Below are 23,415 nucleotides of genomic sequence, written 5' to 3' on the forward strand. Positions count from 1 at the left end.
CCCCCATTTTTGCCAGTTTTACAGAAAAATAGAATCCGGCCTGCTCTGCTTGCTGATTTCCGCTACCGGAAATCAACCAATGGCCCTTTTGAATTACTACTATGGCGATGACAGCAAAGCCTCTATATAAACACCTCTCTCAGCAAATTACCGCCTATGCTCCCGAAGAAGCCCGGGAAATGGCGTTTATGTTACTTGATCATTACTTTGGCCTGCGTAAGACGGATGTGTTGTCTGACAAAGCCCTGCCCGCCAACCGGACGGAGCCGGACTGGAATCAGATTATCAGCCGCCTGAACAATCAGGAACCAATTCAGCACGTGATCGGGACGACGATTTTTTGCGGACTGGAATTTGAAGTGTCACCGGATGTGCTGATACCACGGCCGGAGACCGAAGACCTTGTGCGGCTCATCATGCACGATTTTTCTGACCGTGCTGATCCGGATGAAGCCGGTCCGGTGCAGGTACTGGATATGGGCACCGGCAGCGGTTGCCTGGCAGTAACGCTTGCCCGGTTTCTGCCGACCTCGATTGTAACGGCCTGGGATGTCTCGGAGAAGGCCCTCTCAATGGCCCGCCGCAATGCCGACAACCTGAACGCAGACGTTACCTTCGAAAATCAGGATCTGCTCAACATTCCGGCCACTGATACCCGCAAATTCGACTGCATCGTCAGCAACCCGCCGTATGTTACCCGTTCGGAGGCAGCCCAGATGGACCGTAATGTGCTTGATTACGAGCCGGATGTGGCTCTGTTTGTGGAGGACAGCGATCCGCTGATTTTTTACAAAGCCGTGGCCGATTACAGCAAGGCGCACCTGAATGCAGACGGTGCCTGCTACGTCGAAATCAACGAACGGTTTGGTGCAGCAACACGGCAGGTGTTTGAGGAACGTGGTTTCCGTCAGATTCAGGTCTATCGGGATATTCATGGCAAAGACCGCAGTATCCGGGCTACGTTTTAACAGCCGCTAACGGGTAGTGCCGGACAGGTCCGGCTGTCCCTACCTGCAGGCCCTCATCAACCGCTATGCAACCAACGTCGTTTACCTATCACGCTAAAATACAGGAAGTCACCTCCGAAATCAGTAAAATTGTCGTTGGACAGGACCGCCTCATAGACCGGCTGCTCGTCGGCCTCTTTACCGGCGGGCATATTCTGCTGGAGGGCGTTCCCGGATTGGCCAAAACCCTGACGATCAATACGCTGGCCAAAGTATTACAGCTTGATTTTCAGCGTATCCAGTTTACGCCCGATCTGCTGCCGGCCGACCTCATCGGCACGATGATTTATAACCAGAAAACAGGCGATTTTGAGGTAAAGCAAGGTCCGATTTTTGCCAACCTGATTCTGGCCGACGAAATTAACCGGTCGCCGGCGAAGGTGCAGTCGGCCCTGTTGGAAGCCATGCAGGAAAAACAGGTGACCATCGGCGAAGAAACCTTTATTCTCAATCCGCCTTTTCTGGTACTGGCAACGCAAAACCCCGTCGAGCAGGAAGGCACCTACCCACTGCCGGAAGCACAGGTGGACCGGTTCATGATGAAGGTATTCGTTGATTACCTCAGCCGGGAAGACGAGCTACAGGTGATGCGGCGGATGTCGAACATGAACTTCAACTATGAAGTACAGCCGATTCTGGATACCGACGACATTACCGCCATCCGGAATGAGATCAATAACGTAAATATATCCGAGTCGCTGGAGCAGTATATCATTGAACTGGTGTTTGCCACCCGCCGGCCGCTGGAATACAACCTGCGCGATGAAGCCCGGTATATTCAGTTCGGGGTATCGCCGCGGGCGAGTATCAACCTGAATCTTGCCGCCAAGGCCATTGCCTACTTCGATCAGCGCGACTATGTGTTGCCTGAAGATATCAAAGAGGTGATGCCCGACGTGTTCAATCACCGGATTATGCTTAATTACGAAGCCGAGGCCGACGGCGTCAACACCCTTCAGGTCATCGACTCCATCCTCCGCAAAGTTGCGATTGGACGATAAAATTATTGAGTGATTGGGCGATTGGTGATTGAGCGAATTTGTTCGTAAACTCACTCAATCACCAATCGCCCAATCACTCATTGCAGCTTATGTACGTAAAACCAAAGAAACACCTCGGGCAGCACTTTCTGGATGATCAGCGCATTGCTCAGAATATAGCCGATCTGCTGACCGGTCATAACGGGTATAAATATGTGCTCGAAATCGGTCCCGGAACCGGCGTGCTGACGCAGTATCTGCTGCCGAAATCAGAGTACGAAACCTACGTTGTCGAAATTGACACCGAGTCGGTTACGTATCTGAAAAAATATTTTCTGCCGCTTAAAGGCCGCATCATCGAAGGAGACTTCCTGACGATGGATCCCCGTACGTTTACATTCGGGGAAGAAGGCAGCGAACCGCCGTTTGCGGTAATCGGCAACTTCCCGTATAATATTTCGTCGCAGATTTTCTTTAAGGTTCTGGAAATCAAGGACCGTGTCCCCGAAGTGGTCTGTATGCTTCAGCGGGAGGTAGCGCAGCGGCTGGCGGCTCCGGCCGGCAAAAAAGACTATGGCCTGCTGAGCGTATTTTTACAGGCTTGGTACGACATTACCTACGAATTTACCGTTGATCCGGACGTATTTATTCCACCGCCGAAAGTGCACTCAGGCGTTATCCGGCTGAAACGCAACAACGTTACGGAGCTGGGCTGCGACGAACGGAAGTTTACGCAGGTCGTAAAAGCCGGTTTCAACCAGCGCCGGAAAACACTCCGGAATGCCCTTAAACCATTGGGTATCACGGAAGCAGCAGCGGCCAGCCATTTTATGGATAAACGGGCTGAACAGCTCAGCGTAGCCGATTTTGTTACACTCACCCTGCTGATGAGCGACAAATCCGTTAAGGCTGCCGACAACGAATAAACCGCAGACGTGAAGTGGCGTCTAACAAACGGACGTACCCATACGTTTTATCTGCAACCGACATTGTACCGTACTGACTAATGACTTTCGAGCTTACCAAAGAATACCTTGAACATATTCAGCTGGCGATTGAAGAGCGCGACGCAGCGACGCTCAGAGCTGATATGGAAGAGCTGTACCCGGCCGATATTTCAAGTATTTTGTTTGAACTCGAACCTGACCGGGCACATTACCTGCTCAGCTTACTGAATCAGCAGGTGGGTGCCGATATTCTGGCGAACCTTGACCCTGCCGTCCGGCTGGACCTGCTCGAAACCTTTTCGTCCGCTGATCTCGCGCCGCTGATCAACGAAATGGACTCCGACGATGCCGTTGATATTCTGAACGAACAGCCCATCCGCATCCGTGAAGAAGTCATTGCCTTACTCGAAGACCGCGAACAGGCCCGCTTTATCCTTGATCTGCTGCATTACGACGAAGATGTGGCCGGCGGGCTCATGCAGAAGGAGCTGGTTAAAATCAACGTCAACCTGACCGTAAACGCCTGTATCGAGGAAATCCGCGACCAGACCGAAGATGTTGAAAAGGTATATTCTGTCTATGTCGTCGACGATGCCGATGTGCTGCTAGGACTGGTATCGCTGAAGCGGATTGTACTTGCCCGCCGGAATGCAAAAATCGCCGACATTTACACACAGGACATTCTGTTTGTGGAGACCTACCGGCCGGTCGAAGAAGTGGCCGAGATCATGCAGCGCTATGACCTTGATGCCATCCCGGTCGTAAACGTGCAGGGGCGGCTACTCGGGCAAATCACTATTGACGACGTGGTCGACGTCATCACCGAACAGGCCGATGAAGACATTCAGGCCATTTCGGGTCTTTCCGGCGAAGTCGAGGAAGACGACAACATCTGGGCACGGTCGCGGGTGCAGCTGCCGTGGCTGGTTGCCGGAGCGGTAGGCAGTTTGCTGGCGGCTACGGTTATCAACGGCTTTCAGAGTCAGCTGAGTAAGATTGCTGCCCTGGCGGCGTTCATTCCCATCATTGGTTCTACCGGCGGGAATGTCGGGATTCAGACCGCCTCGCTGATTGTCCAGAGCCTGGCCGATACGTCCGGCCTGAGCACGACCCTGTCGCAACGGCTGCTGCGGGCCTTTCTGGTGGCGATCATCAACGGGCTGGTGGTTGGTCTGATGGCTGGCACCTACACCTTTCTGATCGGTGAGCCACGGTTGTTCTGGGTGGTGGGGCTATCGTTGCTGGCAGTGGTGATGCTGGCCTCGTTTATGGGTACAATCACCCCGCTGCTGCTCAACCGCATCGGCATTAATCCGGCGGTGGCATCCGGACCGTTTATAACGACGGCCAATGACCTCATCGGTATCGGGGTTTACTTTACCATTGCCGAGCTGCTGCTTGCAGAGGTTTAAGTGGTTGTTTGAGGCATTTTCGTTACATTAGCACACGTTTTATAGCTGTTTACACCGTTATGACCCGATACGCAACGCTTCTTTTTCCGGTACTTGCTTTCACTATTGGTTGCCAACAAGCTGATAAACAACAGAGCGAGTCGTCAGCAACCGATAAGCCGGCAACTGTCTGCTACCAGCTGGTAACCGCTCAGGATACCGTGTCCATGCAGTTAACAACCAAAGGCAGTAACGCCGAAGGAGCGCTGACCTATAATTTCTACGAAAAAGACCGGAACCAGGGGACCTTCACCGGCACATTCCACGGGGATACGCTGCTGGCCAATTATACCTTTCAGTCGGAAGGAACACAGTCAATCCGTGAAGTGGCGTTTTTGCGGCAAGGAGACGAACTGGTTGAGGGGTATAGCGACATGGAGGACCAGAACGGCAAATTTGTGTTTACCGACAAAGCCACCATCAGTTTTGCCGAAGGCATCCGGCTGAAAAAAGGGTCGTGCCGGTAATATCTTGAAAACTAAGAACGCATTACATTTTTATCCGGACAATTTTATTATCTCTGAGGATTACCAGATCTGACTTTTTTTCTTTTTTATAAACCAGTAAACTTTCATACGTTTTTGCAAGGCCGAACAAAACTTTTGCTTTTATCTCCGCTTGCTTCTCAATAGTTATCATAGTATGATTTGAGTTCAGTATATTTTCTATTGTTAATAACAGTCAATTGGCCATCGATGGTTTTTTCAGCCAATAACGCGGGCATACCTTCTGAATTATCAAATATCAACGCACCATCCACAATTGGCAGATAAAGGCTAAACAGGTTTTTTATACCTTTATAGTAACGGCGCTCAATAATTTCCGGTTCAATATTATGTCCACCTTCAGACACCCTTACTAATACCCTTTCTTTTGCCAGGCTGACACTACTAAGCCAAAAATAGATCAGTGTGACACTATAACCTAATTTTTTTGCTTCAATTATTTTGTTCCTGTAGCTTCTGGTTGAGAGGGTAGTTTCAAATGCAAAACTTTCATTTGCACTCAGTAAATTTTCTATTCTGCTTAACATAATACGTCCAGCTTCAAGAGCAACGGTTTCAGGCCGAAAAGGTGATAATCCTTTAGCAATTTCATCAGCATTGATAAACTCCCTGCACTGTAGTATTTCAGGCAGAATAATGAATGATGCAGTTGTTTTACCTGCTCCGTTACATCCGGAAATGATATATAAATTCTTTTCTTTCATTCCGCAAAGCTACAATTTACACAAATGGTTAAATATACCCTGTTCTTCTCCCCCTCTCGGCATATGGCAAGTTTTGGGTATTTTTGGCCCTCATTTGCCTAAAGGGACTTTATGATCGCCGTAATTCAGCGTGTTTCGCAAGCTTCCGTTACCATCGACGGACAAGTAAAAGGAGCAATCGGTACCGGATTTATGATCCTGCTCGGGATTACCCATACCGATGCAAAAGAAGATATTGACTGGCTCAGTAAAAAGATTGTGGGTATGCGCATCTTCAACGATGAAGAAGGCAAAATGAACCTTGATCTGAAAGCCGTCGGCGGCAGCATCCTGCTGATCAGCCAGTTTACACTCCATGCGTCTACCAAAAAGGGCAACCGCCCCAGCTTTCTGGAGGCCGCAAAACCCGATATCGCCGTTCCGCTTTACGAGCAGATGATCACACAGCTTTCAGCTGATCTGGGCCACCCCGTTCAAACCGGCGAGTTCGGTGCTGATATGAAAGTATCTCTGCTCAACGACGGACCGGTAACGATAATTATTGATACCAAAAATCGTATTTAACTCGCTTTTACGTTAATTTTACCAGACTCCCCCTGCTCATTACCACGCAGGATTAAACTGAATGGATTTTTTTCCGGCCGAATTAACTGATTACGTCGAAAGCCATACGTCGCCCGAAAGTGACGTTTTACAACGGCTTAACCGCAATACACACGCTCACGTCCTTCGCCCGCGCATGTTGTCAGGGCATTTACAGGGACGTCTGCTATCCATGTTGTCGCACATGCTTCGTCCGCGGCGCATCCTTGAACTCGGTACGTATACCGGCTATTCGGCCTTGTGCCTCGCCGAAGGGCTGACCGATGACGGGCTGCTGATTACGATCGACAACAACGAGGAACTGGAGGATTTTGCCCGCTCCTACTGGCAGCAAACGCCGTATGCCGCTAAAATCGACTTCCGGCTGGGCGATGCTGCCGGGATTATTGAAAGCCTTGACGAAGAATTTGACCTTGTTTTTATCGACGCCGACAAGCGCAACAACGGAACCTACTTCGACCTGGTAATCGATAAAGTACGGCCGGGCGGCATTATTCTGGCCGATAACGTACTGTGGAGCGGCAAGGTAGTCGGACCGGTAAAAGCTTCCGATAAGGATACACACGCGGTTTTAGCCTTTAATGATAAAATAAATGCGGATCCGCGCGTTGAGAATATATTGCTGCCGGTCCGCGACGGGCTGATGATGATGCGCAAGAAGTGATTGCCTTATTGATTAACACTGTTAACGATTAACCCATGAATAGACCGTACACCCTGACCTGCCTCTTCCTGCTCATCAGCTGGTTGACACTGGCCCAGCCTGTACCGACTCCACCCATACCGGCTCAGGTCAGTTTTGCCGGCATTTCTGTGAATTTCGATGATGGTGCCCGCAGCATCATTCAGCAGGATGTCCGTGCGTTATTGTCGAACCGGCAGTTCTGGCAGGCGAAGCTCGACCGCGTGGTGCTGTACTTCCCGACCATCGAAGCCATCCTGACCGACGAAGAGGTTCCAACCGATTTCAAATACCTGGCCGTACAGGAAAGCTCGCTGCTGCCCGACGCGATTTCGTCGTCGCAGGCCGTTGGATTCTGGCAGTTTAAGGAAGGGACCGCCATCGATCACGGCATGCGGGTTGACAGCGAGGTTGACGAACGCCGGAGCATCAACGCATCCACGCATGGCGCCGCTAAATACCTCAAACGCAGCAACGGTATTTACAACAACTGGGTATCAGCCCTGTATTCCTATTATCTCGGTACCGGCGGTATCAGCAAACTGATTTCTCCGGACTGGGCCTATGCCAAGGAAATCTATCTGGACGGCCAGACGGACCGGTACATGCTTCGGTTCTTCGCCCACAAAATTGCCATTGAAAGTGCGATTGCCAGCCATCAGACCGCCAACACCATTGCCCTGGTCGAATACCCGAAGGCAAGCGGGAAAGCCCTGAATCAGGTGGCCGAAGAAGTAGGTGTTGATCCGGCTGAACTGCGGAAATACAACCGCTGGGTATTGGCCGACAATATCCCGAACGACAAGGCATATTCGCTCATGGTGCCGACGCCGAACAACCAGATCAACGATGTACGGCAAAAAATAGGTCAGGCTACCGACCGGCCAACGGCTGATTTCAGCCAGAACGACATTGGTTTTCCCGTTCTGCGAAAAATCACAACCGGCGTCCAGAGCAAAAACGATCCGATTCTGTACGAAATCAACGGCCTGCCCGGCATTCAGGCACAGGCCGGTGACAACGCCGGTTCGCTGGCCCGTAAGGCGCGTGTAAGCTTGTCGAGTTTCCTGCGGTATAATGAGTTAGGCGAGCTGGACCAGATTGTGCCCGGCGAAGTATACTATCTGGCCAAAAAGCGTAAGAAAGCCCTCGTACCGTACCATACCGTCCGCGAAGACGAAACGATCCGGAGTATTGCGCAGCGTTACGGCATCCGAACAAAATTCATCATGCGCTACAACCGGCTGGACCGTGTCCAGAAACTACAGGTTGGCCGCGTGATGTGGCTGCGTGAAAAACGGCCGAGAGATCGCCCGGTTGAAGTTATTAATTCGCCGACACCGCCGGTCTATGACCGCACACCGGCCATTCCGTCGAACCAGCCGGGTGTAAACCGGGCTACCGCCTCAACGCCTGCCGATCAGCCGGCGGACGGCAACCCGACACGCAGCAGCGACTACCCGAAAACGGCCGCCGACCGCAAGGTGTATACGCCGAAACTGGCCGGTACGCCAATCGACGAACCAGCCACCAAACCAGCTCCGACACCATCGTCACCGGTTCCGTCAGCACCGGTAAACACGCCGGCACGTACATCACCGGCGCCATCGCGGTCAGCCGATAACCCGGCCGGTACCCAGCGGGTAGTTATTGTCCGGGATGGCAGCGGCACGTCGACAACAACAACACCGGTCGGTACACCGGCAAACCCGACGCGGCAACCGGCAGGCATCGACGAAAGCAGCATCCCGACCGACGACAAGCCACCGATTAACGTACCCACCAAACCATCCGGCAACGGCGGGTTTGAGGTGACCGGTAACCCGTCAACGGCCGGCCGCACAACCGGTACGAAAGCGAAACCGTTTACGCCTCCGGCAAGCAGTACCCCAAAAACCGAACCGGTAACGACACCGGTTAAAACACCGGCTACGACGACACCGAAAGGCGGACGCTCGATGACGCATACCGTACAGGGCGGACAAACGTATTACAGCATCTCAAAAATCTACGGTATTGCCATAGACGATCTGCTGGCGTGGAACAACCTGACGCTTGAGGACCGGCTGTCAGTCGGGCAGCAGCTCAGCATCCGGAATGTACCGGCAGGCTTCCCGGTTGGTCAGGAAGTACGCCCGTCGGCAGGAAGCGGCAGCCAGCCGAAAGAAGACGTTGTTTACCATACCGTACAAAAAGGTGAAACCATGTTCCGGATTTCTAAACAGTATAACGTCAGCGTGGAGCAGATTCAGCAATGGAATGCGCTGACGGACGTAACGGTGAAAGAAGGACAGAAAATAAAGATCATCAAGTAACTATGATACTAATTGATAACACCTGCATCAGCGATGACGTTGCCGAAAAGTTTTTCGTCTGCAATCTGGACAAATGCAAAGGTGCCTGCTGCGTAGAAGGCGACATGGGAGCTCCGCTGGAGGCCGGTGAGCCGGAAATGCTTAAGAAAATTTACCCGAAAATTAAATCATACCTCTCTCCTGCCGGCATCAAAGCCATTGAGGAGCAGGGACTTTATGAGCAGGATGTTGACGGAGACTACGTGACAACAACCGTCGGCGGCCGTGAATGCGTCTATGCCATTTACGACGACAAAGGTATTCTGAAGTGTGGTATCGAAGAAGCGTATAACGACGGGGTAGTTGACTGGAAGAAACCGATTTCCTGCCACCTCTACCCGATCAGGGTAACAAAATACGAAGCCTATCATGCGCTCAATTACGACCGCTGGCCGATTTGCAGCCCGGCCTGTAGTTTCGGCGAACAGTTGCAGGTCCCTGTCTATAAGTTTGTCCGCGAGGCGCTCGTCCGCGCTTACGGGCAGGAATGGTACGACAAGCTGGTCGCTGCCATCGAGACAAAAGAATAGATGTCAACCACGCAAAAGCTCCGGAAGGGGCTTTTGCCCGTTACTACCATGCGTGATTATTTTCAGGATGTGTATGATGTCGTCCGGCAGGTTCCGGCAGGCCGGGTAACGACCTATGGGGCCATTGCGCGCTACCTGAGCCTGCGGGCGGGTGCCCGCATGGTTGGCTGGGCGATGAACGGCTCACACACCCAACCCGATATACCGGCCCACCGGGTAGTGAACCGGCTGGGTGTACTCTCAGGAAAGCACTTTTTCGGCTCGCCAACAGCCATGCAGGAGCACCTCGAAGCAGAAGGTATCCGCGTCGAAAATGATCAGGTCGTTGATTTTGCCCGTATCCTCTGGGATCCGGCAACCGAACTGACCATCTAAAGATTTTTAAGGTATTTCTGTCCGCCCAGCGCCCGCATCTGCCGCGAAATCTGGCGGGTCCGGCGCAGAACATAACCGGACGGGTTCTGGATGGAAAATTTGATCGGGTTCGGCAATACTGCCGCAATCCGCGCCGCTTCATCGCGCGACAGCAGCTTGGCGGTATGCCCGTAATAGCGCTGTGAGGCCGCTTCCACACCAAAAGTCAGCGGACCGGTTTCGGCCACGTTCAGGTATACTTCCAGAATCCGCTTTTTACCCCAGATCAGTTCGATCAGGACCGTGAAGTACACTTCAAGCCCCTTCCGGATATAGCTGCGGCCATTCCAGAGAAATACGTTTTTGGCAACCTGCTGTGAGATTGTGCTGGCACCACGCGGGCGTTTACGCGTTTTATTTTCCTTAATGGCGTCCTGAATCTCGTCAAAGTCGAAGCCCCAGTGAACCGGAAACTGCTGGTCTTCCGACGCCACAACGGCCAGGGCTGCTTCTTTACTGATTTCGTCTAGGGAACGCCATTTTTTGTAGACTTTGGCCGATTTATCCTCGCCCATAGCATCCAGCTTACGGGTTACGACCAGCGGCGTTACCCAGACCGGAATGTATTTCAGGAGAATGACCCAGCCAATAGAACCCAGAAACAGCCAGATAAAGGCCCTGATGCTGTATACATAAATCGTATTCAGGATCGGATACTGGCGGATAGCTGCGCGGATTTGCCGCAACAGATCCGGTGTTTCGCTTTCCGGCGGTTCAGGACGGGTATAGTTGCCCGCCGGCCTGGCGCCGGAACCATCGGCCGGGCGGTTTTCTACCGTCTGCCGTGGGCGGTTACGAAACGTATTACGCGGAATATTCTGGTTGTTTGGTTGCATAGGTGGCTGACTTCAGTGCGAAAATACAACTACGCAAACAATTCGGAAGCGACCCGGTCCGCGAAAAGTTTACCAGCTTCTGTTAATATTAACACATCGCCCTGAATAGTTACCCAGCCAGCCTGCTGTAATTGAGCCAACGGTTTCTGCTGCACCCGCAGGAAGTCCTTTTGAAGCAGTTTGTTCAGCTCCGTAACGGAACATCCCCAGATGGTCCGCAAACCAGTCAGCAGGTATTCGTTGACCTGATCAGCGGCCGAAAGCGTCTCCACCGTAGCCGGAATTTCGTTCTCCGCCAATGCCTTGATGTACCGGCTGTTATTGGCTATATTCCATTGCCGTTCGCGGCCGTTGTAGGAGTGCGCACTCGGACCCACCCCCAGGTACGGGCGACGTTTCCAGTAAGCCGAATTATGCCGCGCAAACTGGCCGGGAAGTGCAAAATTGGAGATTTCGTAATGTACATACCCAGCACCGGTCAGTCCCGCAACGAGTTCTTCAAACTGTCCGGCGGCAAGCGCTTCATCAACGGGGGTCAGTTTACCTGTCTGCTGCCACCGCCCGAATGCCGTATCCGGCTCAATGGTCAGCGCATAGGCCGACAGGTGTGGTACATGCAGCGCCAGCGCCCTTGCCAGATCCCGTTCCCAGACCTCCGGTTTGATGCCGTAAATCAGATCAATGCTGATGTTATCGAAGCCAAGCTCTCTCGCCAGCTGCACACACTGTTCCGCTTCGGCTGCGGTATGCGCACGGTTCATCCACCGGAGCGTTTCTTCATCGAATGTCTGAATACCAATGCTTAGCCGGTTCACATAACGGCGAAAAAGCTGAAGATTAGCAGCGGTCAGGTCATCCGGGTTGGCTTCAAGCGTAATTTCGGGGTCGAGGATAACGGCAAACTGCTGGTAAATGGTGTTAAAAATCTGCTCCAGCTCACCCTCATTAAGCAGCGATGGCGTACCTCCGCCAAAATAGATTGTTTCAAGCGGTTGTTCGGGCAGGTACTCTTTTTGCAGCCTGATTTCCCGGCAAATGGCATCGACCATAGCCGGTTTCTGCTTCAGGCTGGTACTGAAGTGAAAATCGCAGTAGTGACAGGCCTGCTTACAGAACGGAATGTGTAGGTAAAGATGCATTACAGTTTCTTTTCCAACACAATCACCAGACCGTATGTTCCTTGCTGGGTACCGATGATGTCAAAGCCTTGCCGGATATTCAGCAACAGCATCGACCGCCACTGGTTATAAGTTTGGGTACGCACTGCCCGGTACCCGTTATCCCGGCACCAGTCATGTTGCTGCACCATCAGTTCGGTAGCGATCCCGTGCCCGCGGAAAGCAGCGTCAACGCAGCCCAGCCAGCTGTAAAAATGGCCTTCCTTGCGTTCATAGCCCATTTTATAGCCTACAACCCGGTTATCAGCCCTGGCCAGCCATACGGTCAGCCGCCGGTTTTGGTAGTAGCGCATTTCGGCAAGCACTTCTTCCCGCATCTGATCCGGAAAAACGGTCAGATGCAAATCCAGTAACGATTGCAGCAACATGGCAGATGGCAGGCCGGTTACCATCTCATACTGTATGCTGCCGGACAAATTGGTAGCGCTGTTAGTCACAAGCATTGCGTGTTTGTCCGGCAAAAATACAGTCAAATCCGTTGTAATGTATTGTTTTAGCGATCAGGACATTTCTTGCAGCGTTTGCCCTTCTTGTACTTTTTGCAGCATTTTTTCAGTACACACTCTTCCAGTACCCGCGATTTTTCCATGATGCTGAGCCGCATACCTGTATCCGGCAAGCTATTCATCAACACATCCTCCTGCTCCATCTGCTCATTTAGTTTATACAAACCTATTCATTATTTATAATTAATCCAAATAAATATCTTTTCCTGTATCAAACTTCTAATCCGGTAATTGACATTTTTCATACCTTTAGCAATCTGCTTTACCAGCACGCATTCCTGCAAAGCCATGCAACTACAAACCGGAAAGTTACAACGCGTTAAAGCATACGCCCCTTTTTTATTGCGGGTAGTCTGTGCCTGGAAATTATACGATGCAGCGGGACACACAGCTTTGCATCCCGCTGAGGGAATTCCAGGGTATGCCGACTGGCTGGCCACCCTCCACTTCCCGTTCCCGACCCTTGCCGCCATTCTGTCGGCCTATACCGAATTTCTGGGCGCCATCAGTTTGTTGCTTGGCTGGAAAGCAAGGTGGTTTTGTATACCTTTAGCCATAAATTTTATCCTTGCAGTTATAGCCGGACATTGGGCAATCGGTGATAGTTTTACGAATACCTTTCCGGCTCTGATCCTGCTGGCAACAAGCCTCTTTTTATTTATCAATGGTCCGGGCAAACCGTCAATAGACGAAGGCATCTGATCAGCAACCAGTAATGCGTAACGTGAAACATTTTTTCCTTTTCTCCTTTCTTCTGCTTTCCTTTTTTGCCCATAGCCAGGCAGTCACCGATACAACCCTGACCGGCCTGACCCGCAGCAAACTGACCCCGCTTTATTACGGCTTAGGCACCGACCGGCTGGGTGGTGCGCGGATGGAAACGCTGGATTCAGCCGTCGTGCTCCGGATTTCCGGTCTGGATACAACCCGCCGGTACTGGCGTGTACGGCTGGCTCCGTCGCTGTCGGCATATGTTCCGGTCGAGCAGGTACAGGCGGATACCCTGCTGCGGTTCCCGGCCCAGGCCCTGACCGGCTCCTGGCGGACGTGGGGCGATACAGCCAACGGCCCCATCCCCGGACGTTTCGATTACGTGTCAGTGGCACTGCCCGCCCGGCTTCCCTACCGCAGCCGGCAGGAGGTAAACCCTAACCGCATTGTACTTGACATTTTCGGTGCGACCAGTAACACCAACTGGATCACACAGATGCGCACCACAAAGGGCATCAAAAATGTGTGGTTTGAGCAGATTGCCGATGAGCAGCTGCGCGTATACATTGACCTAAACCAGCCCACACACTGGGGATATTCCATTTATTATCAGCGCCATACGCTCATTACCCGTATTCGCCGCGGACCGGAATCCAAAAAACTCAGGGGGTTAATCATTGCCGTTGATGCGGGGCATGGGGGAAGCAATACGGGTGCCCGCGGTGAGCAGTCGAAACGGCTGGAAAAAGAATTTACGCTGGACGTAGCCCGGAAGCTTAAAAAAGAACTCGAACGTTCGGGGGCATTGGTGGTCCTGACCCGCAGCAAAGACACCAACATCGGACCCACCGACCGGATAAAGGCCATGCGGCAGCTGCTGCCCGACCTGCTGGTCAGCATACACTTTAATGCGTCGGGCAATGCCGGCGTGCGGGGTTTCAGTACCTATTACAAACACCTCGGTTTCCGGTCGCTGAGTCAGGCCGTTTTGCAGGAATTACTGAAGGTAGATACCCATGAGTTCGGCAATGTCGGGCATTTTAACTTTTTCTTCAACGCGCCGACTGAATACCCCAATGTACTGGTCGAAGGCCCGTTCCTGAGCAACACAGCCGACGAGAATCTGATTCTGGATGAACGTTTCCGGCAAAACATGGCCAGGGCCATCCGCAGAGGCCTGAAGAACTGGGTAAAGAAGAGTCAATAAGTAGCGGGCGTGAATCAAAAGATTCACGCCCGGACTTTTCAGCTATATTACAGAATTTCGCCTTTCAGGTAAAGCTGCACCTGCCCGGCAATTTCGACGCGCTCACCTGACAGCTTACACATCAGCGAACCGCCACGGGCCGACAACTGCTGCGCGCTGAGGGAGGTTTTACCAAGTTTTTCGGCCCAGTAAGGAATTAGCGTTGTATGGGCCGAGCCCGTCACCGGATCTTCGTCAATACCGGATTGCGGGCCAAAAAAGCGGGACACGAAGTCAACATCCTTGCCGGGAGCCGTAACAATCACCCCGCGTGCCGGTACGGTCACCAGTTCGCGGAAGTCAGGGGCAAGCTGCTCAATCTGCTCCTGTGTCTCATACACCAGCATGTAATCGGTTTTACCCTTCAGAATCGCCGATGGTTTTTCGTCGAAAGCGGTCAGAAGTGCAGGCGGCAATAAAGTAGCTTTCTGTACCGTATCGACGGGGAAGTCGAGCACCAGCCAGCCCGCCTCTTCGCGGCAGACATTGAGCGGACCACTGCGCGAATCAAACGTAATCCGGTCGGCATCCGGTTGCTGCTCCAGAAAGAAAACGACATAGGCCGATGCAAGCGTGGCGTGGCCGCACAGATCGACTTCAACAGTTGGCGTAAACCAGCGGATATGGTAGTGACCGGGCTCGCCGGTGGCTACATAAAACGCGGTTTCGGCCAGGTTATTTTCGGCAGCAATCCGCTGCATTTGCTCATCAGGAAGCCATTCAGTTAAAGGAATAACCGCCGCCGGGTTTCCGGCAAACAAGCGGTCAGTAAACGCATCAAGTTGATACAGGCGCATGAATCAGGCTTTTTAAGGTTTATGGTTTCGGAACACTGGCTTCTAATTCGTGAAAAAGGCTTTCTGTAAAATGATGGAGCGATGGTATTTTTACTGTGGCAATCTCAAATTTCGCATCATCATATTCAAATTCTGCCGGAACCGATACAGCGATCATTCCGGCAGCAACCGCCGATTTCAGGCCATTGCCCGAATCCTCAAAGGCAATACATTCACGGGGTTCTACCCCGAGCTTTCGTGCCGTCCCCAGATAAACATCAGGGGCGGGCTTATTCCGCGCTTCCAGTGTGGCCGAGTGCCAGGTCGTAAAGTAATGCTGAATCCCTAAGCGGCGGATGACCAGTTCGATCAGGTTCATCGGTGAGGCCGATGCGATGGCCAGCGGAATGTTCCGGCTATGGAAAAACTGTAACAGTTCAACCGCACCCGGCATGGCTTCGGCCGCATTCGCAATCCGGTCATACACCTTTGTCAGCATTTCCTCCTCCAGTTCGGCAAGGGTGCGCCCTTGCCACGGATGGCGTTCATACCAATATTGAATTACTACACCAATGGGTAAACCCGTGGTTTTAAGACATTGTTTTTCAGTCAGTTCAAGACCGACCGTTCTAAAAACCTCAATCTCAACGTGCCGCCAGTGGGGTTCTGAATCCACCAGCAGCCCGTCCATATCCAGAATAGCTGCTTTGATCATGTTAGTTAAACCGAACCGTCATGGTCTGAATGACCGGATTCAGTTGTTGCATAGCGGGGTTTGACGACAGAAACTCGCCATCGCCCGATACCTTGTCTACTAGTTTTTCCTGTTCGGCGGAGAGTTCTCCATAGCCAAACACAATACTCAGATACGTTTTACCGTCTTTCCCTTCCAGACTTCCGCCCTGCCAGCTGCTCGCCGACCCGCCGTAATCCCATCCGAAACCGTACAGCTTAAAGGGCTTCCCATTCAGTTTCTCGACTTCTTTCAGCGTAGAGCCAATGCGTAGACCATTGTCGGTTACCCATTGGGTCTGGTTCCCACCCGTGCCAGGTTTATCCGATGCCGGGCGGAGTATAACAGCATCCGGTTTGGCTGCATTCTCTTTATCAAGCCACAGAATCTGCGCCTCGTCGGGCGTTCCCTTAAACAGGGTTGTACCAATTTCAGTGGCTCCTTCGGCTACGTAAATCGTGTCATTGACCGTTACATTTTCCTTGCCCAACAGGTCAATCAGTTCGGCCTGCGTTGAGGTTGCCCGGATATTGCCGGCCTGTTTACCCGGAATAATCACAAAGTTGTCGGGCGATACCATCTGGTCCGACGCATGTTCCGGTACGTTATCGAATGCCGTTGCCGCTGAGTCAGCTGTCTGGCTACCGGCCTGCTGATCAGCTTTTTTCTGGCAGGCTGTCAGGCAAACGCCGGCTACCAGAGCGGTTAAAAATAATTGTTTCATGAACGGTTAAGGGACGTTTCGGTTCAATGCCAATGGTTAGACAACGGCCTGGCGAAAAGGCTTAACGTCGATTTTCTCCCACACCTGTCCGGTAACGTATGGGTCGTTCTGTAACCACGCCTGCATGGCCTCTTCGGTGTCAAAATCAACGACCATCATCGAGCCGAACATCTGGCCGTCGGGATTCAGTAACGCCCCGCCGAGAACATAGTTATTACCGGCTTTTAATTGTTTTACCCCTTCCAGGTGATCCGGCCGGACCGCCATGCGGCGGTTCAGCGCTTCTGCATCTGTAAAGTCGTATGCGTGAATGACGTACAACATAGTGGTTTGTGCTTGTTACGTGTTAGGTGCCGGACCATAGGTACGGTCCGGTAAACGATATTTTTACAGTCGGGCGAAGATACCTATTTTCCCAAAAGTGTACTGTATTCTATTGGGAATACCATATTACCTTACGCTTTCTTTTTTAAAAGTCATTTTTTGCAGTCACAGAATGACCGGACTGCAGTATAGCATATGCTCTTTTCGTTAACTTCACGGTTTTGTTTTGAACCACTTCTCTATGAACAAAACCTTTACTCTTCTACTTATTGCGGGTTTGTGTACGTTTAAAGGCGTTGCACAAACCAAACCGGTACTCACCGTCGACAAGATTATGCAGGACCCGAAAAGCTGGATCGGCACCTCGCCATCCGGTGTTTTCTGGTCAGAAGATGCCAGAACCATCTACTTCAACTGGAATCCTGACAAAGCCAAAGCGGATTCGCTCTACAAAATTTCACTCACCGGCGACCGTAAACCAGTCAAGGTAACACCGGCTGAACGGCGGGCACTGCCCCCTGATAATGGCGGGGTCTACAACCGCATGCGCACGCTCAAGGTGTTCGAAAAAAACGGCGACCTTTTTTTACTTGACTGCAAAACGTTTGCCGTGCGCCAGCTTACCAACACAGTAGACCGCGAAAGCAACCCGTTATTCAGCGGCGACGAACAGCGGATTGTGTTTGCCAGAAACAGTAATCTATATACTATGCACCTTAATACGGGAGAATTGGCGCAGGTAACCCAATTTGACCCCGGAACCAAGCGTACGGAACCAAAACCTAACGAACAGGAAGCCTGGCTGAAGAAAGATCAGCTCAGTATGTTCGATATTTTACGGGAACGCAAAGCCAAACGCGACGAAGGCGAAAAGATTACAAAAGCCGATCAGCCGAAACGCCCTAAACAGTTTTTTACAGAAGGTCGTCAGGTGATGAACCCGCGCCTGAGTCCGGATGGCCGCTTTGTGACGTTTGCGCTCATGAAACAGGCTACCGGTGCCAAAACCGCCAACGTACCGAACTACGTCACCGAATCCGGCTTCACGGAAGATATTCCGGCACGGACCAAAGTCGGTGCGCCAGGCTCGACATTTGAGTTTTTTGTCTATGACATCCAGCGCGATACGGTGCAGTCGGTATCCATCAAGGATGTACCGGGCATTACCGATCTGCCGGATTTTAAAAAGGGCACTGCCAGCGCTAAGACATCAACAGATACCAGCAAAGCCGGTAAAGCAAAGGCCAGTCCGCTGCGGGCCGTGTCCTACGGCGCACCAGTCTGGTCGGAAGACGGTAAATATGCCGTCATTACCCTCCGTGCGGCCGACAATAAAGACCGCTGGCTGCTCCTGCTGGACCCGGCCACCCGTCAGCTGAAACTCCTTGACCGTCAGCGCGACGAGGCATGGATTGCCGGTCCGGGTATTGGCTCAGGCTTCGGCGGCGGTACGCTGGGTTTCCTTGCCGATAATCAGACCCTGTATTTCCAGTCGGAGGCCGACGGGTACTCGCATCTGTATACCATCAATGTAGTGACAGGGGTTAAAAAGCAGCTGACCAGCGGCAAGTTTGAGGTGCAGCAGGTGGCGTTATCCAAAAACAAGCAGTACTTCTTCCTGACAACCAACGAAGTCCACCCCGGCGAGCAGCATTTTTACCGGATGCCGGTAGCTGGTGGCGAGCGCCTGAAACTAACGACCATGACGGGTGCCAATGACGTGGCACTCTCTCCCGATGAGACCAAACTGGCGATCCGGTATTCGTATAGTAACCAGCCATGGGAGCTATTCCTGACAGAGCTGAAAACCGACAAGAAAAGCGGTTTAGTGCTTGCCCCGGCGAAAGATGTACCGGCGGCGACAAAGCTAACCAGCTCCCTGACGGAGGAATTTAAAGCTTATCCGTGGCGCGATCCTGCGGTAGTGACCATTCCTGCCCGCGACGGACAGACCATTTACGGCCGCTTGTATAAGCCGGAAAAACCATCCGGCAAAACAGTAGTATTTGTACACGGTGCGGGTTATTTACAAAATGCCCACAAGTGGTGGAGCCAGTATTTCCGCGAATACATGTTCCATAACCTGCTGGCTGACAAGGGCTATACCGTACTTGACATTGACTACCGTGGCAGCGCCGGCTACGGCCGCGACTGGCGCACGGGTATTTACCGGTACATGGGCGGTAAAGACCTGACCGATCACGTAGATGCGGTTGAGTGGCTGGTAAAAAATCACGGTGTTGATCCGAAGCGGGTTGGTTTATACGGTGGCTCTTACGGCGGGTTTATCACCCTGATGGCCATGTTCACGACACCGGAGTCGTTTGCTGCCGGTGCGGCCCTGCGCCCTGTAACAGACTGGGCGGCCTACAATCACCCATATACCAACAACATCCTGAACGAACCACAGGCGGACTCGGTGGCCTATAAGCGGTCGTCGCCGATTTACTTTGCCAACGGCCTGAAAGGTCACCTGCTGATCTGTCACGGCATGGTTGATGTAAACGTTCATTTTCAGGACGTTGTCCGGTTGTCACAGCGACTGATTGAGCTGAAGAAGGAGAACTGGGAGCTTGCCGCCTATCCGATGGAAGACCACGGTTTTGTGGAGCCTACCAGCTGGATGGATGAGTACAAACGAATTCTGAAACTGTTTGACGAGCGGTTATAAACAAAACGGGGCAGCTTCAGAAGCTGCCCCGTTTTGTTTATACTGTCTGCTTATTCCGTTTCATCAACCACCGTTGCTTCCGGTGCGTTTTTCTTTACTGATTCAATTCCGTTATCACGGCTGGCTACCGTCTCATACATTTCACTTGAGCCAATCACCTGACCGTTGCCGGCTTTCAGGTTAAAATAGAACTTGCCGTTTGATGATTCCTTACGGTCGAAGCGGGCATCATCCGCCGCATTTTTCTTTACCGATTCAATCCCGTTTTCGCAGGCAGCTTTGGTGGTGTAGCCTTCGCTGGCCAGAATTACCTGACCATTGGTAGCTTTCAGATTAAATTGATATTCACCGTTTTTACGGGTCGAGATAACAAATTTACCCATGGGTACGTGGTGGTTTATTAGTTAGAAATACGGATGGCAATATAATAATCTCCTAATAAATCTTAATAATATTCTGAACTCCTATTACTATTCGTTACACCGTTGTAAATTGGGCAATTCCTTTTTTCTATACACCTATGCAATTCATCAAAAATGCGCTCCTGGCCGGCACACTCGCGTTCGGAGCCCTTTCGGTAGTAGAAGCCCATATTCCGGGCAACTATGTCGCCGAAGCTCCCAACAAGTACGAATGGAAAACGGCTTCATCCGGTGGGTACACCTATCGGTACATTACCAATGATCCCATGCAGGCCCGCTTTTACACGCTGAAAAACGGTCTGACGGTTATTCTGAGTGTCAACAAGAAAGAGCCGCGCATCTTTACGTTTATTCCGACCCGCGCAGGTTCAAACACCGACCCGCGTACGAACACCGGTCTGGCCCACTATCTGGAGCACATGCTCTTCAAGGGCACCGACAAGTTCGGCAGCCTGAACTGGGCTAAGGAAAAGCCACTTCTCGACCAGATCGACGCACTGTACGAAAAGTACAACAAAACGAAAGACGAGGCGCAGCGGAAAGCCATTTATAAGGAGATCGACCGTGTTTCGGGCGAGGCCGCTAAGTATGCCATTGCCAACGAGTACGACAAACTGATGGCGGGTATGGGCGCGCAGGGCTCCAACGCTTTTACGTCGTATGAGCAGACGGTGTACATGGAAGATATTCCGTCGAATGCCGTAGACCGCTTTTTAGCCGTACAGGCCGAACGCTTCCGGAAACCGGTGCTGCGGATTTTTCATACCGAACTTGAAGCGGTTTACGAAGAGAAAAACCGCTCACTGGACAACGACGGCTGGAAGGTGCAGGAAACCTTGCTGGCCGCACTTTTCCCGACCCATAACTACGGGCAGCAAACGACCATCGGTACGGTTGAACACCTGAAAAACCCGTCGCTGATTGAAATCCGGAATTATTTCAACAAATATTACGTGCCGAATAACATGGCCGTAATCATGGCCGGTGATTTCAATCCGGATGAAGTCATCAAAAAAGTTGACCAGAAAATGGGCTACATGCAGGCAAAACCTGTCCAGCTGTATAACCCTGCTCCCGAAAAACCGCTGACTTCGGTAATCACCCGCGAAGTGTTCGGGCCAACCCCCGAATCGGTGCGGATCGGCTACCGCTTCCCGAGTGCTGTTTCGAAAGAAAAGCCGGTCGGCGTTATCGTGGATGAACTGATGTCGAACTCGGCAGCCGGTCTGATTGACCTGAACCTGGTGAAAGCCCAGAAAGTGCTCGGTGGCGGCAGTTCGCCGGAATGGATGAAAGACTACGGTGTCTGGACTATGTTTGGCCGGCCAAAGCAAGGCCAGAGCCTTGATGAGGTGAAAAACCTGCTGCTCGCCGAAGTCGCCAAACTGAAGAGCGGTAATTTCGACGATAAAGTCATTCAGTCGATTGTCAGCAACTACAAGAAGCGGCAGATCGAAGAATATGAGAACAATTACGGCCGCGCCGACAAGTTGCTGGAGGCGTTCGTGCTGGCCCGTGGCGACAACTACGCGGATCAGACCAGCCTGATCGACGACATGGCTAAGGTGACGAAGCAGCAGGTTGTTGACTTTGCCAATAAATACCTGAAAGACAATTATGTAGTTGTCTACAAACGGAAAGGCGAAGACAAGAATATCAAGAAAGTTGACAAGCCGGCTATCACACCGGTAGAAGTTAACCGCGAGGCGCAGTCGCCGTTCCTGCAACAGGTAAGCAACATGCCGATGGCCGATGTGCAACCGGTATGGCTTGATTACCAGAAGGATATTCAGCGCGGAAAAGCCGGTGCGACCGATGTATTGTATGTACAGAACACCGACAACGACCTGTTCCGCCTTGGCTACCGGATTCCGATGGGTACCTACCACAGCAAGGTGCTGCCGATTGCTACCCAATACCTGCAATTCCTGAGCACCGACAAGTATTCAGCCGAGGAAATCAGCAAGGCATTTTTCGATCTGGCCTGCGCCTATAACATCTATTCGTCAGGCGATTACACAACGGTCCGGCTGTCGGGTCTTCAGGAGAATTTCGATAAGAGCGTTAAACTCCTCGACCATCTGCTCCGGAATTGTAAGCCGAATGAAGACGCGCTGGAAGCGCTGAAAGGCCGGATCCTGAAATCGCGCGCTGACAACAAGCTGAACAAAGGCACGATCATGCAGGGCCTGATCAACTATGCGCAGTATGGTCCGAAAAATCCGTTCAATAACCAGCTGACCAACGACGAACTGAAAGCACTGACATCCGCTCAGCTGCTTGACGTACTGCATACACTGTTCGATTATCCGCAGCAGATCATTTACTACGGACCAAAATCAATCGGTGACTTCAGTCGGGAGATTGCCAGCCAGCATCAGATGCCGGCACAGTTCCGTCCGGTAGCGAACCGTCAGGCGTTCACGCAGGTAGCCCAGACTCAGAATCAGGTGCTGTTTGCGGATTACGACATGGTACAATCCGAGATTTTCTGGGTACGGAACACCGGTGCGTTTGATCCGGCAGTTATGCCTACAATTAACTTGTTCAACAACTACTTCGGTGGCAACATGGCCTCGGTTGTTTTCCAGACCCTGCGCGAATCAAAGGCACTCGCCTACTCGACGTATGCGAACTACGACACGCCGGAACGCAAAGACGAGCAGTATTCGGTCAGTGCGTACATCGGCAGTCAGGCCGATAAGTTCCACGAAGCGGTTGCCGGTATGAATGAGCTGCTGAACGTACTGCCGGAGTCGCCGAAACTGCTCGAAACGGCCAAGACCAGCATGAAGAAAACCATGCAGACGGAACGTATCCGTCAGGATGGTATCATTTACAGCTACCTTGATGCGCAGGAAAAAGGCCTTGATTACGATGCCCGTCAGAAAACCTACGAAGCGCTCGACAAGCTCTCGTATGCCGACCTGAAGAAATTCACGGAACAAAATCTGGCGAACAAGCCGTATACCTATTGCGTCGTTGCGTCTGAAAAGCGGGTAACGCCGCAGGATCTCGCTAAATACGGCACCGTGAAAAAACTGTCGCTGGAAGAGATTTTCGGGTATTAATTGGTTAAACCACATAGTCACATAGAACATATAAGAAAT

General features: G+C 51.9%; 24 protein-coding genes. 14 read left to right on the forward strand and 10 right to left on the reverse strand.

The window, feature by feature from the left end; all coding sequences use genetic code 11:
- Positions 1–101: 101 nt before the first annotated feature.
- The 5 genes from prmC to AC23NW_RS14030 all read left to right on the forward strand — a co-directional run bounded on the left by prmC (position 102) and on the right by AC23NW_RS14030 (position 4,852).
- Positions 102–968, forward strand: a complete 867-nt coding sequence (prmC, locus tag AC23NW_RS14010) for a peptide chain release factor N(5)-glutamine methyltransferase (RefSeq protein ID WP_293839557.1) — start codon at positions 102–104, stop codon at positions 966–968.
- A gap of 65 nt (positions 969–1,033) precedes the next feature.
- The gene (locus tag AC23NW_RS14015) at positions 1,034–2,008 is read left to right on the forward strand and encodes an AAA family ATPase (protein ID WP_487450264.1); all 975 of its coding nucleotides are present in this window, start codon (positions 1,034–1,036) and stop codon (positions 2,006–2,008) included.
- A gap of 89 nt (positions 2,009–2,097) precedes the next feature.
- Positions 2,098–2,913, forward strand: coding sequence for a 16S rRNA (adenine(1518)-N(6)/adenine(1519)-N(6))-dimethyltransferase RsmA (gene rsmA / locus AC23NW_RS14020; RefSeq protein ID WP_293844969.1), 816 nt, complete (start codon positions 2,098–2,100; stop codon positions 2,911–2,913).
- A gap of 80 nt (positions 2,914–2,993) precedes the next feature.
- Complete coding sequence (mgtE, locus tag AC23NW_RS14025) at positions 2,994–4,346, forward strand: magnesium transporter (RefSeq protein WP_293844966.1); 1,353 nt, start codon at positions 2,994–2,996, stop codon at positions 4,344–4,346.
- 59 nt (positions 4,347–4,405) lie between these two features.
- Positions 4,406–4,852, forward strand: coding sequence for a hypothetical protein (locus AC23NW_RS14030; RefSeq protein ID WP_487450265.1), 447 nt, complete (start codon positions 4,406–4,408; stop codon positions 4,850–4,852).
- Positions 4,853–5,010: 158 nt separating this feature from the next.
- Here AC23NW_RS14030 and AC23NW_RS14035 read toward each other — a convergent pair whose 3' ends face one another.
- The gene (locus AC23NW_RS14035) at positions 5,011–5,595 is read right to left on the reverse strand and encodes an ATPase (protein WP_487450266.1); all 585 of its coding nucleotides are present in this window, start codon (positions 5,593–5,595) and stop codon (positions 5,011–5,013) included.
- 111 nt (positions 5,596–5,706) lie between these two features.
- Between AC23NW_RS14035 and dtd the strand changes: the two genes are divergently transcribed.
- From dtd to AC23NW_RS14060, 5 genes are all read left to right on the forward strand, one after another.
- Positions 5,707–6,159 carry a D-aminoacyl-tRNA deacylase gene (gene dtd / locus AC23NW_RS14040; RefSeq protein ID WP_487450267.1) on the forward strand — a complete coding sequence of 151 codons (453 nt, stop codon included), beginning with the start codon at positions 5,707–5,709 and terminating at the stop codon, positions 6,157–6,159.
- 61 nt (positions 6,160–6,220) lie between these two features.
- Entirely contained in the window at positions 6,221–6,862 is a 642-nt protein-coding gene (locus AC23NW_RS14045) for an O-methyltransferase (RefSeq protein ID WP_487450269.1), read from the forward strand.
- 35 nt (positions 6,863–6,897) lie between these two features.
- Positions 6,898–9,195: a lytic transglycosylase domain-containing protein gene (locus tag AC23NW_RS14050; RefSeq protein WP_487450270.1), complete on the forward strand. Its 2,298-nt coding sequence runs from the start codon at positions 6,898–6,900 to the stop codon at positions 9,193–9,195.
- A 2-nt stretch (positions 9,196–9,197) separates the two neighbouring features.
- Complete coding sequence (locus AC23NW_RS14055) at positions 9,198–9,764, forward strand: DUF3109 family protein (protein ID WP_293842141.1); 567 nt, start codon at positions 9,198–9,200, stop codon at positions 9,762–9,764.
- 48 nt (positions 9,765–9,812) lie between these two features.
- Positions 9,813–10,139, forward strand: a complete 327-nt coding sequence (locus AC23NW_RS14060; protein WP_487450272.1) for an MGMT family protein — start codon at positions 9,813–9,815, stop codon at positions 10,137–10,139.
- Here the strand turns inward: AC23NW_RS14060 and mtgA are convergent.
- The 4 genes from mtgA to AC23NW_RS14080 are packed head-to-tail and all read right to left on the reverse strand — an operon-like array spanning position 10,136 to position 12,862.
- Entirely contained in the window at positions 10,136–11,014 is an 879-nt protein-coding gene (gene mtgA, locus AC23NW_RS14065; RefSeq protein ID WP_487450273.1) for a monofunctional biosynthetic peptidoglycan transglycosylase, read from the reverse strand. The genes AC23NW_RS14060 and mtgA overlap by 4 nt on opposite strands.
- A gap of 29 nt (positions 11,015–11,043) precedes the next feature.
- On the reverse strand, positions 11,044–12,153 hold the full coding sequence (hemW, locus tag AC23NW_RS14070; protein ID WP_487450274.1) for a radical SAM family heme chaperone HemW: 1,110 nt from the start codon (positions 12,151–12,153) through the stop codon (positions 11,044–11,046).
- Entirely contained in the window at positions 12,153–12,629 is a 477-nt protein-coding gene (locus tag AC23NW_RS14075; protein ID WP_293842149.1) for a GNAT family N-acetyltransferase, read from the reverse strand. The genes hemW and AC23NW_RS14075 overlap by 1 nt, the downstream gene beginning before the upstream one ends.
- 56 nt (positions 12,630–12,685) lie before the next feature.
- Positions 12,686–12,862 carry a hypothetical protein gene (locus tag AC23NW_RS14080; RefSeq protein ID WP_487450276.1) on the reverse strand — a complete coding sequence of 59 codons (177 nt, stop codon included), beginning with the start codon at positions 12,860–12,862 and terminating at the stop codon, positions 12,686–12,688.
- A 124-nt stretch (positions 12,863–12,986) separates the two neighbouring features.
- On the opposite strand from AC23NW_RS14080, the gene AC23NW_RS14085 reads away from it, so the two are divergent.
- Complete coding sequence (locus AC23NW_RS14085) at positions 12,987–13,400, forward strand: DoxX family protein (RefSeq protein ID WP_487450277.1); 414 nt, start codon at positions 12,987–12,989, stop codon at positions 13,398–13,400.
- A 13-nt stretch (positions 13,401–13,413) separates the two neighbouring features.
- The gene (locus tag AC23NW_RS14090; RefSeq protein WP_487450279.1) at positions 13,414–14,616 is read left to right on the forward strand and encodes an N-acetylmuramoyl-L-alanine amidase; all 1,203 of its coding nucleotides are present in this window, start codon (positions 13,414–13,416) and stop codon (positions 14,614–14,616) included.
- Positions 14,617–14,663: 47 nt separating this feature from the next.
- On the opposite strand, the gene AC23NW_RS14095 is transcribed toward AC23NW_RS14090, so the two are convergent.
- From AC23NW_RS14095 to AC23NW_RS14110, 4 genes are read right to left on the reverse strand one after another with little or no spacing between them, the layout of a single operon-like run.
- On the reverse strand, positions 14,664–15,452 hold the full coding sequence (locus AC23NW_RS14095; RefSeq protein WP_293842156.1) for a PhzF family phenazine biosynthesis protein: 789 nt from the start codon (positions 15,450–15,452) through the stop codon (positions 14,664–14,666).
- Positions 15,453–15,471: 19 nt separating this feature from the next.
- Positions 15,472–16,146 (reverse strand): hexitol phosphatase HxpB, encoded by a 675-nt coding sequence (hxpB, locus tag AC23NW_RS14100; protein WP_487450280.1) that lies wholly within the window; start codon positions 16,144–16,146, stop codon positions 15,472–15,474.
- 1 nt (position 16,147) lies between these two features.
- On the reverse strand, positions 16,148–16,888 hold the full coding sequence (locus AC23NW_RS14105) for a hypothetical protein (protein WP_487450282.1): 741 nt from the start codon (positions 16,886–16,888) through the stop codon (positions 16,148–16,150).
- Between the two features lie 36 nt (positions 16,889–16,924).
- Entirely contained in the window at positions 16,925–17,212 is a 288-nt protein-coding gene (locus AC23NW_RS14110; RefSeq protein ID WP_293842164.1) for a YciI family protein, read from the reverse strand.
- Between the two features lie 241 nt (positions 17,213–17,453).
- Between AC23NW_RS14110 and AC23NW_RS14115 the strand changes: the two genes are divergently transcribed.
- Positions 17,454–19,883, forward strand: coding sequence for an alpha/beta fold hydrolase (locus tag AC23NW_RS14115; RefSeq protein ID WP_487450284.1), 2,430 nt, complete (start codon positions 17,454–17,456; stop codon positions 19,881–19,883).
- A 50-nt stretch (positions 19,884–19,933) separates the two neighbouring features.
- On the opposite strand, the gene AC23NW_RS14120 is transcribed toward AC23NW_RS14115, so the two are convergent.
- Complete coding sequence (locus tag AC23NW_RS14120) at positions 19,934–20,266, reverse strand: YegP family protein (RefSeq protein ID WP_293842169.1); 333 nt, start codon at positions 20,264–20,266, stop codon at positions 19,934–19,936.
- Positions 20,267–20,403: 137 nt separating this feature from the next.
- Here AC23NW_RS14120 and AC23NW_RS14125 point away from each other — a divergent pair, with 137 nt between their 5' ends.
- Complete coding sequence (locus AC23NW_RS14125; RefSeq protein WP_487450286.1) at positions 20,404–23,376, forward strand: M16 family metallopeptidase; 2,973 nt, start codon at positions 20,404–20,406, stop codon at positions 23,374–23,376.
- Positions 23,377–23,415: the final 39 nt, after the last annotated feature.

The sequence above is a fragment of the Arsenicibacter sp. R0_47 genome (assembly GCF_057652235.1).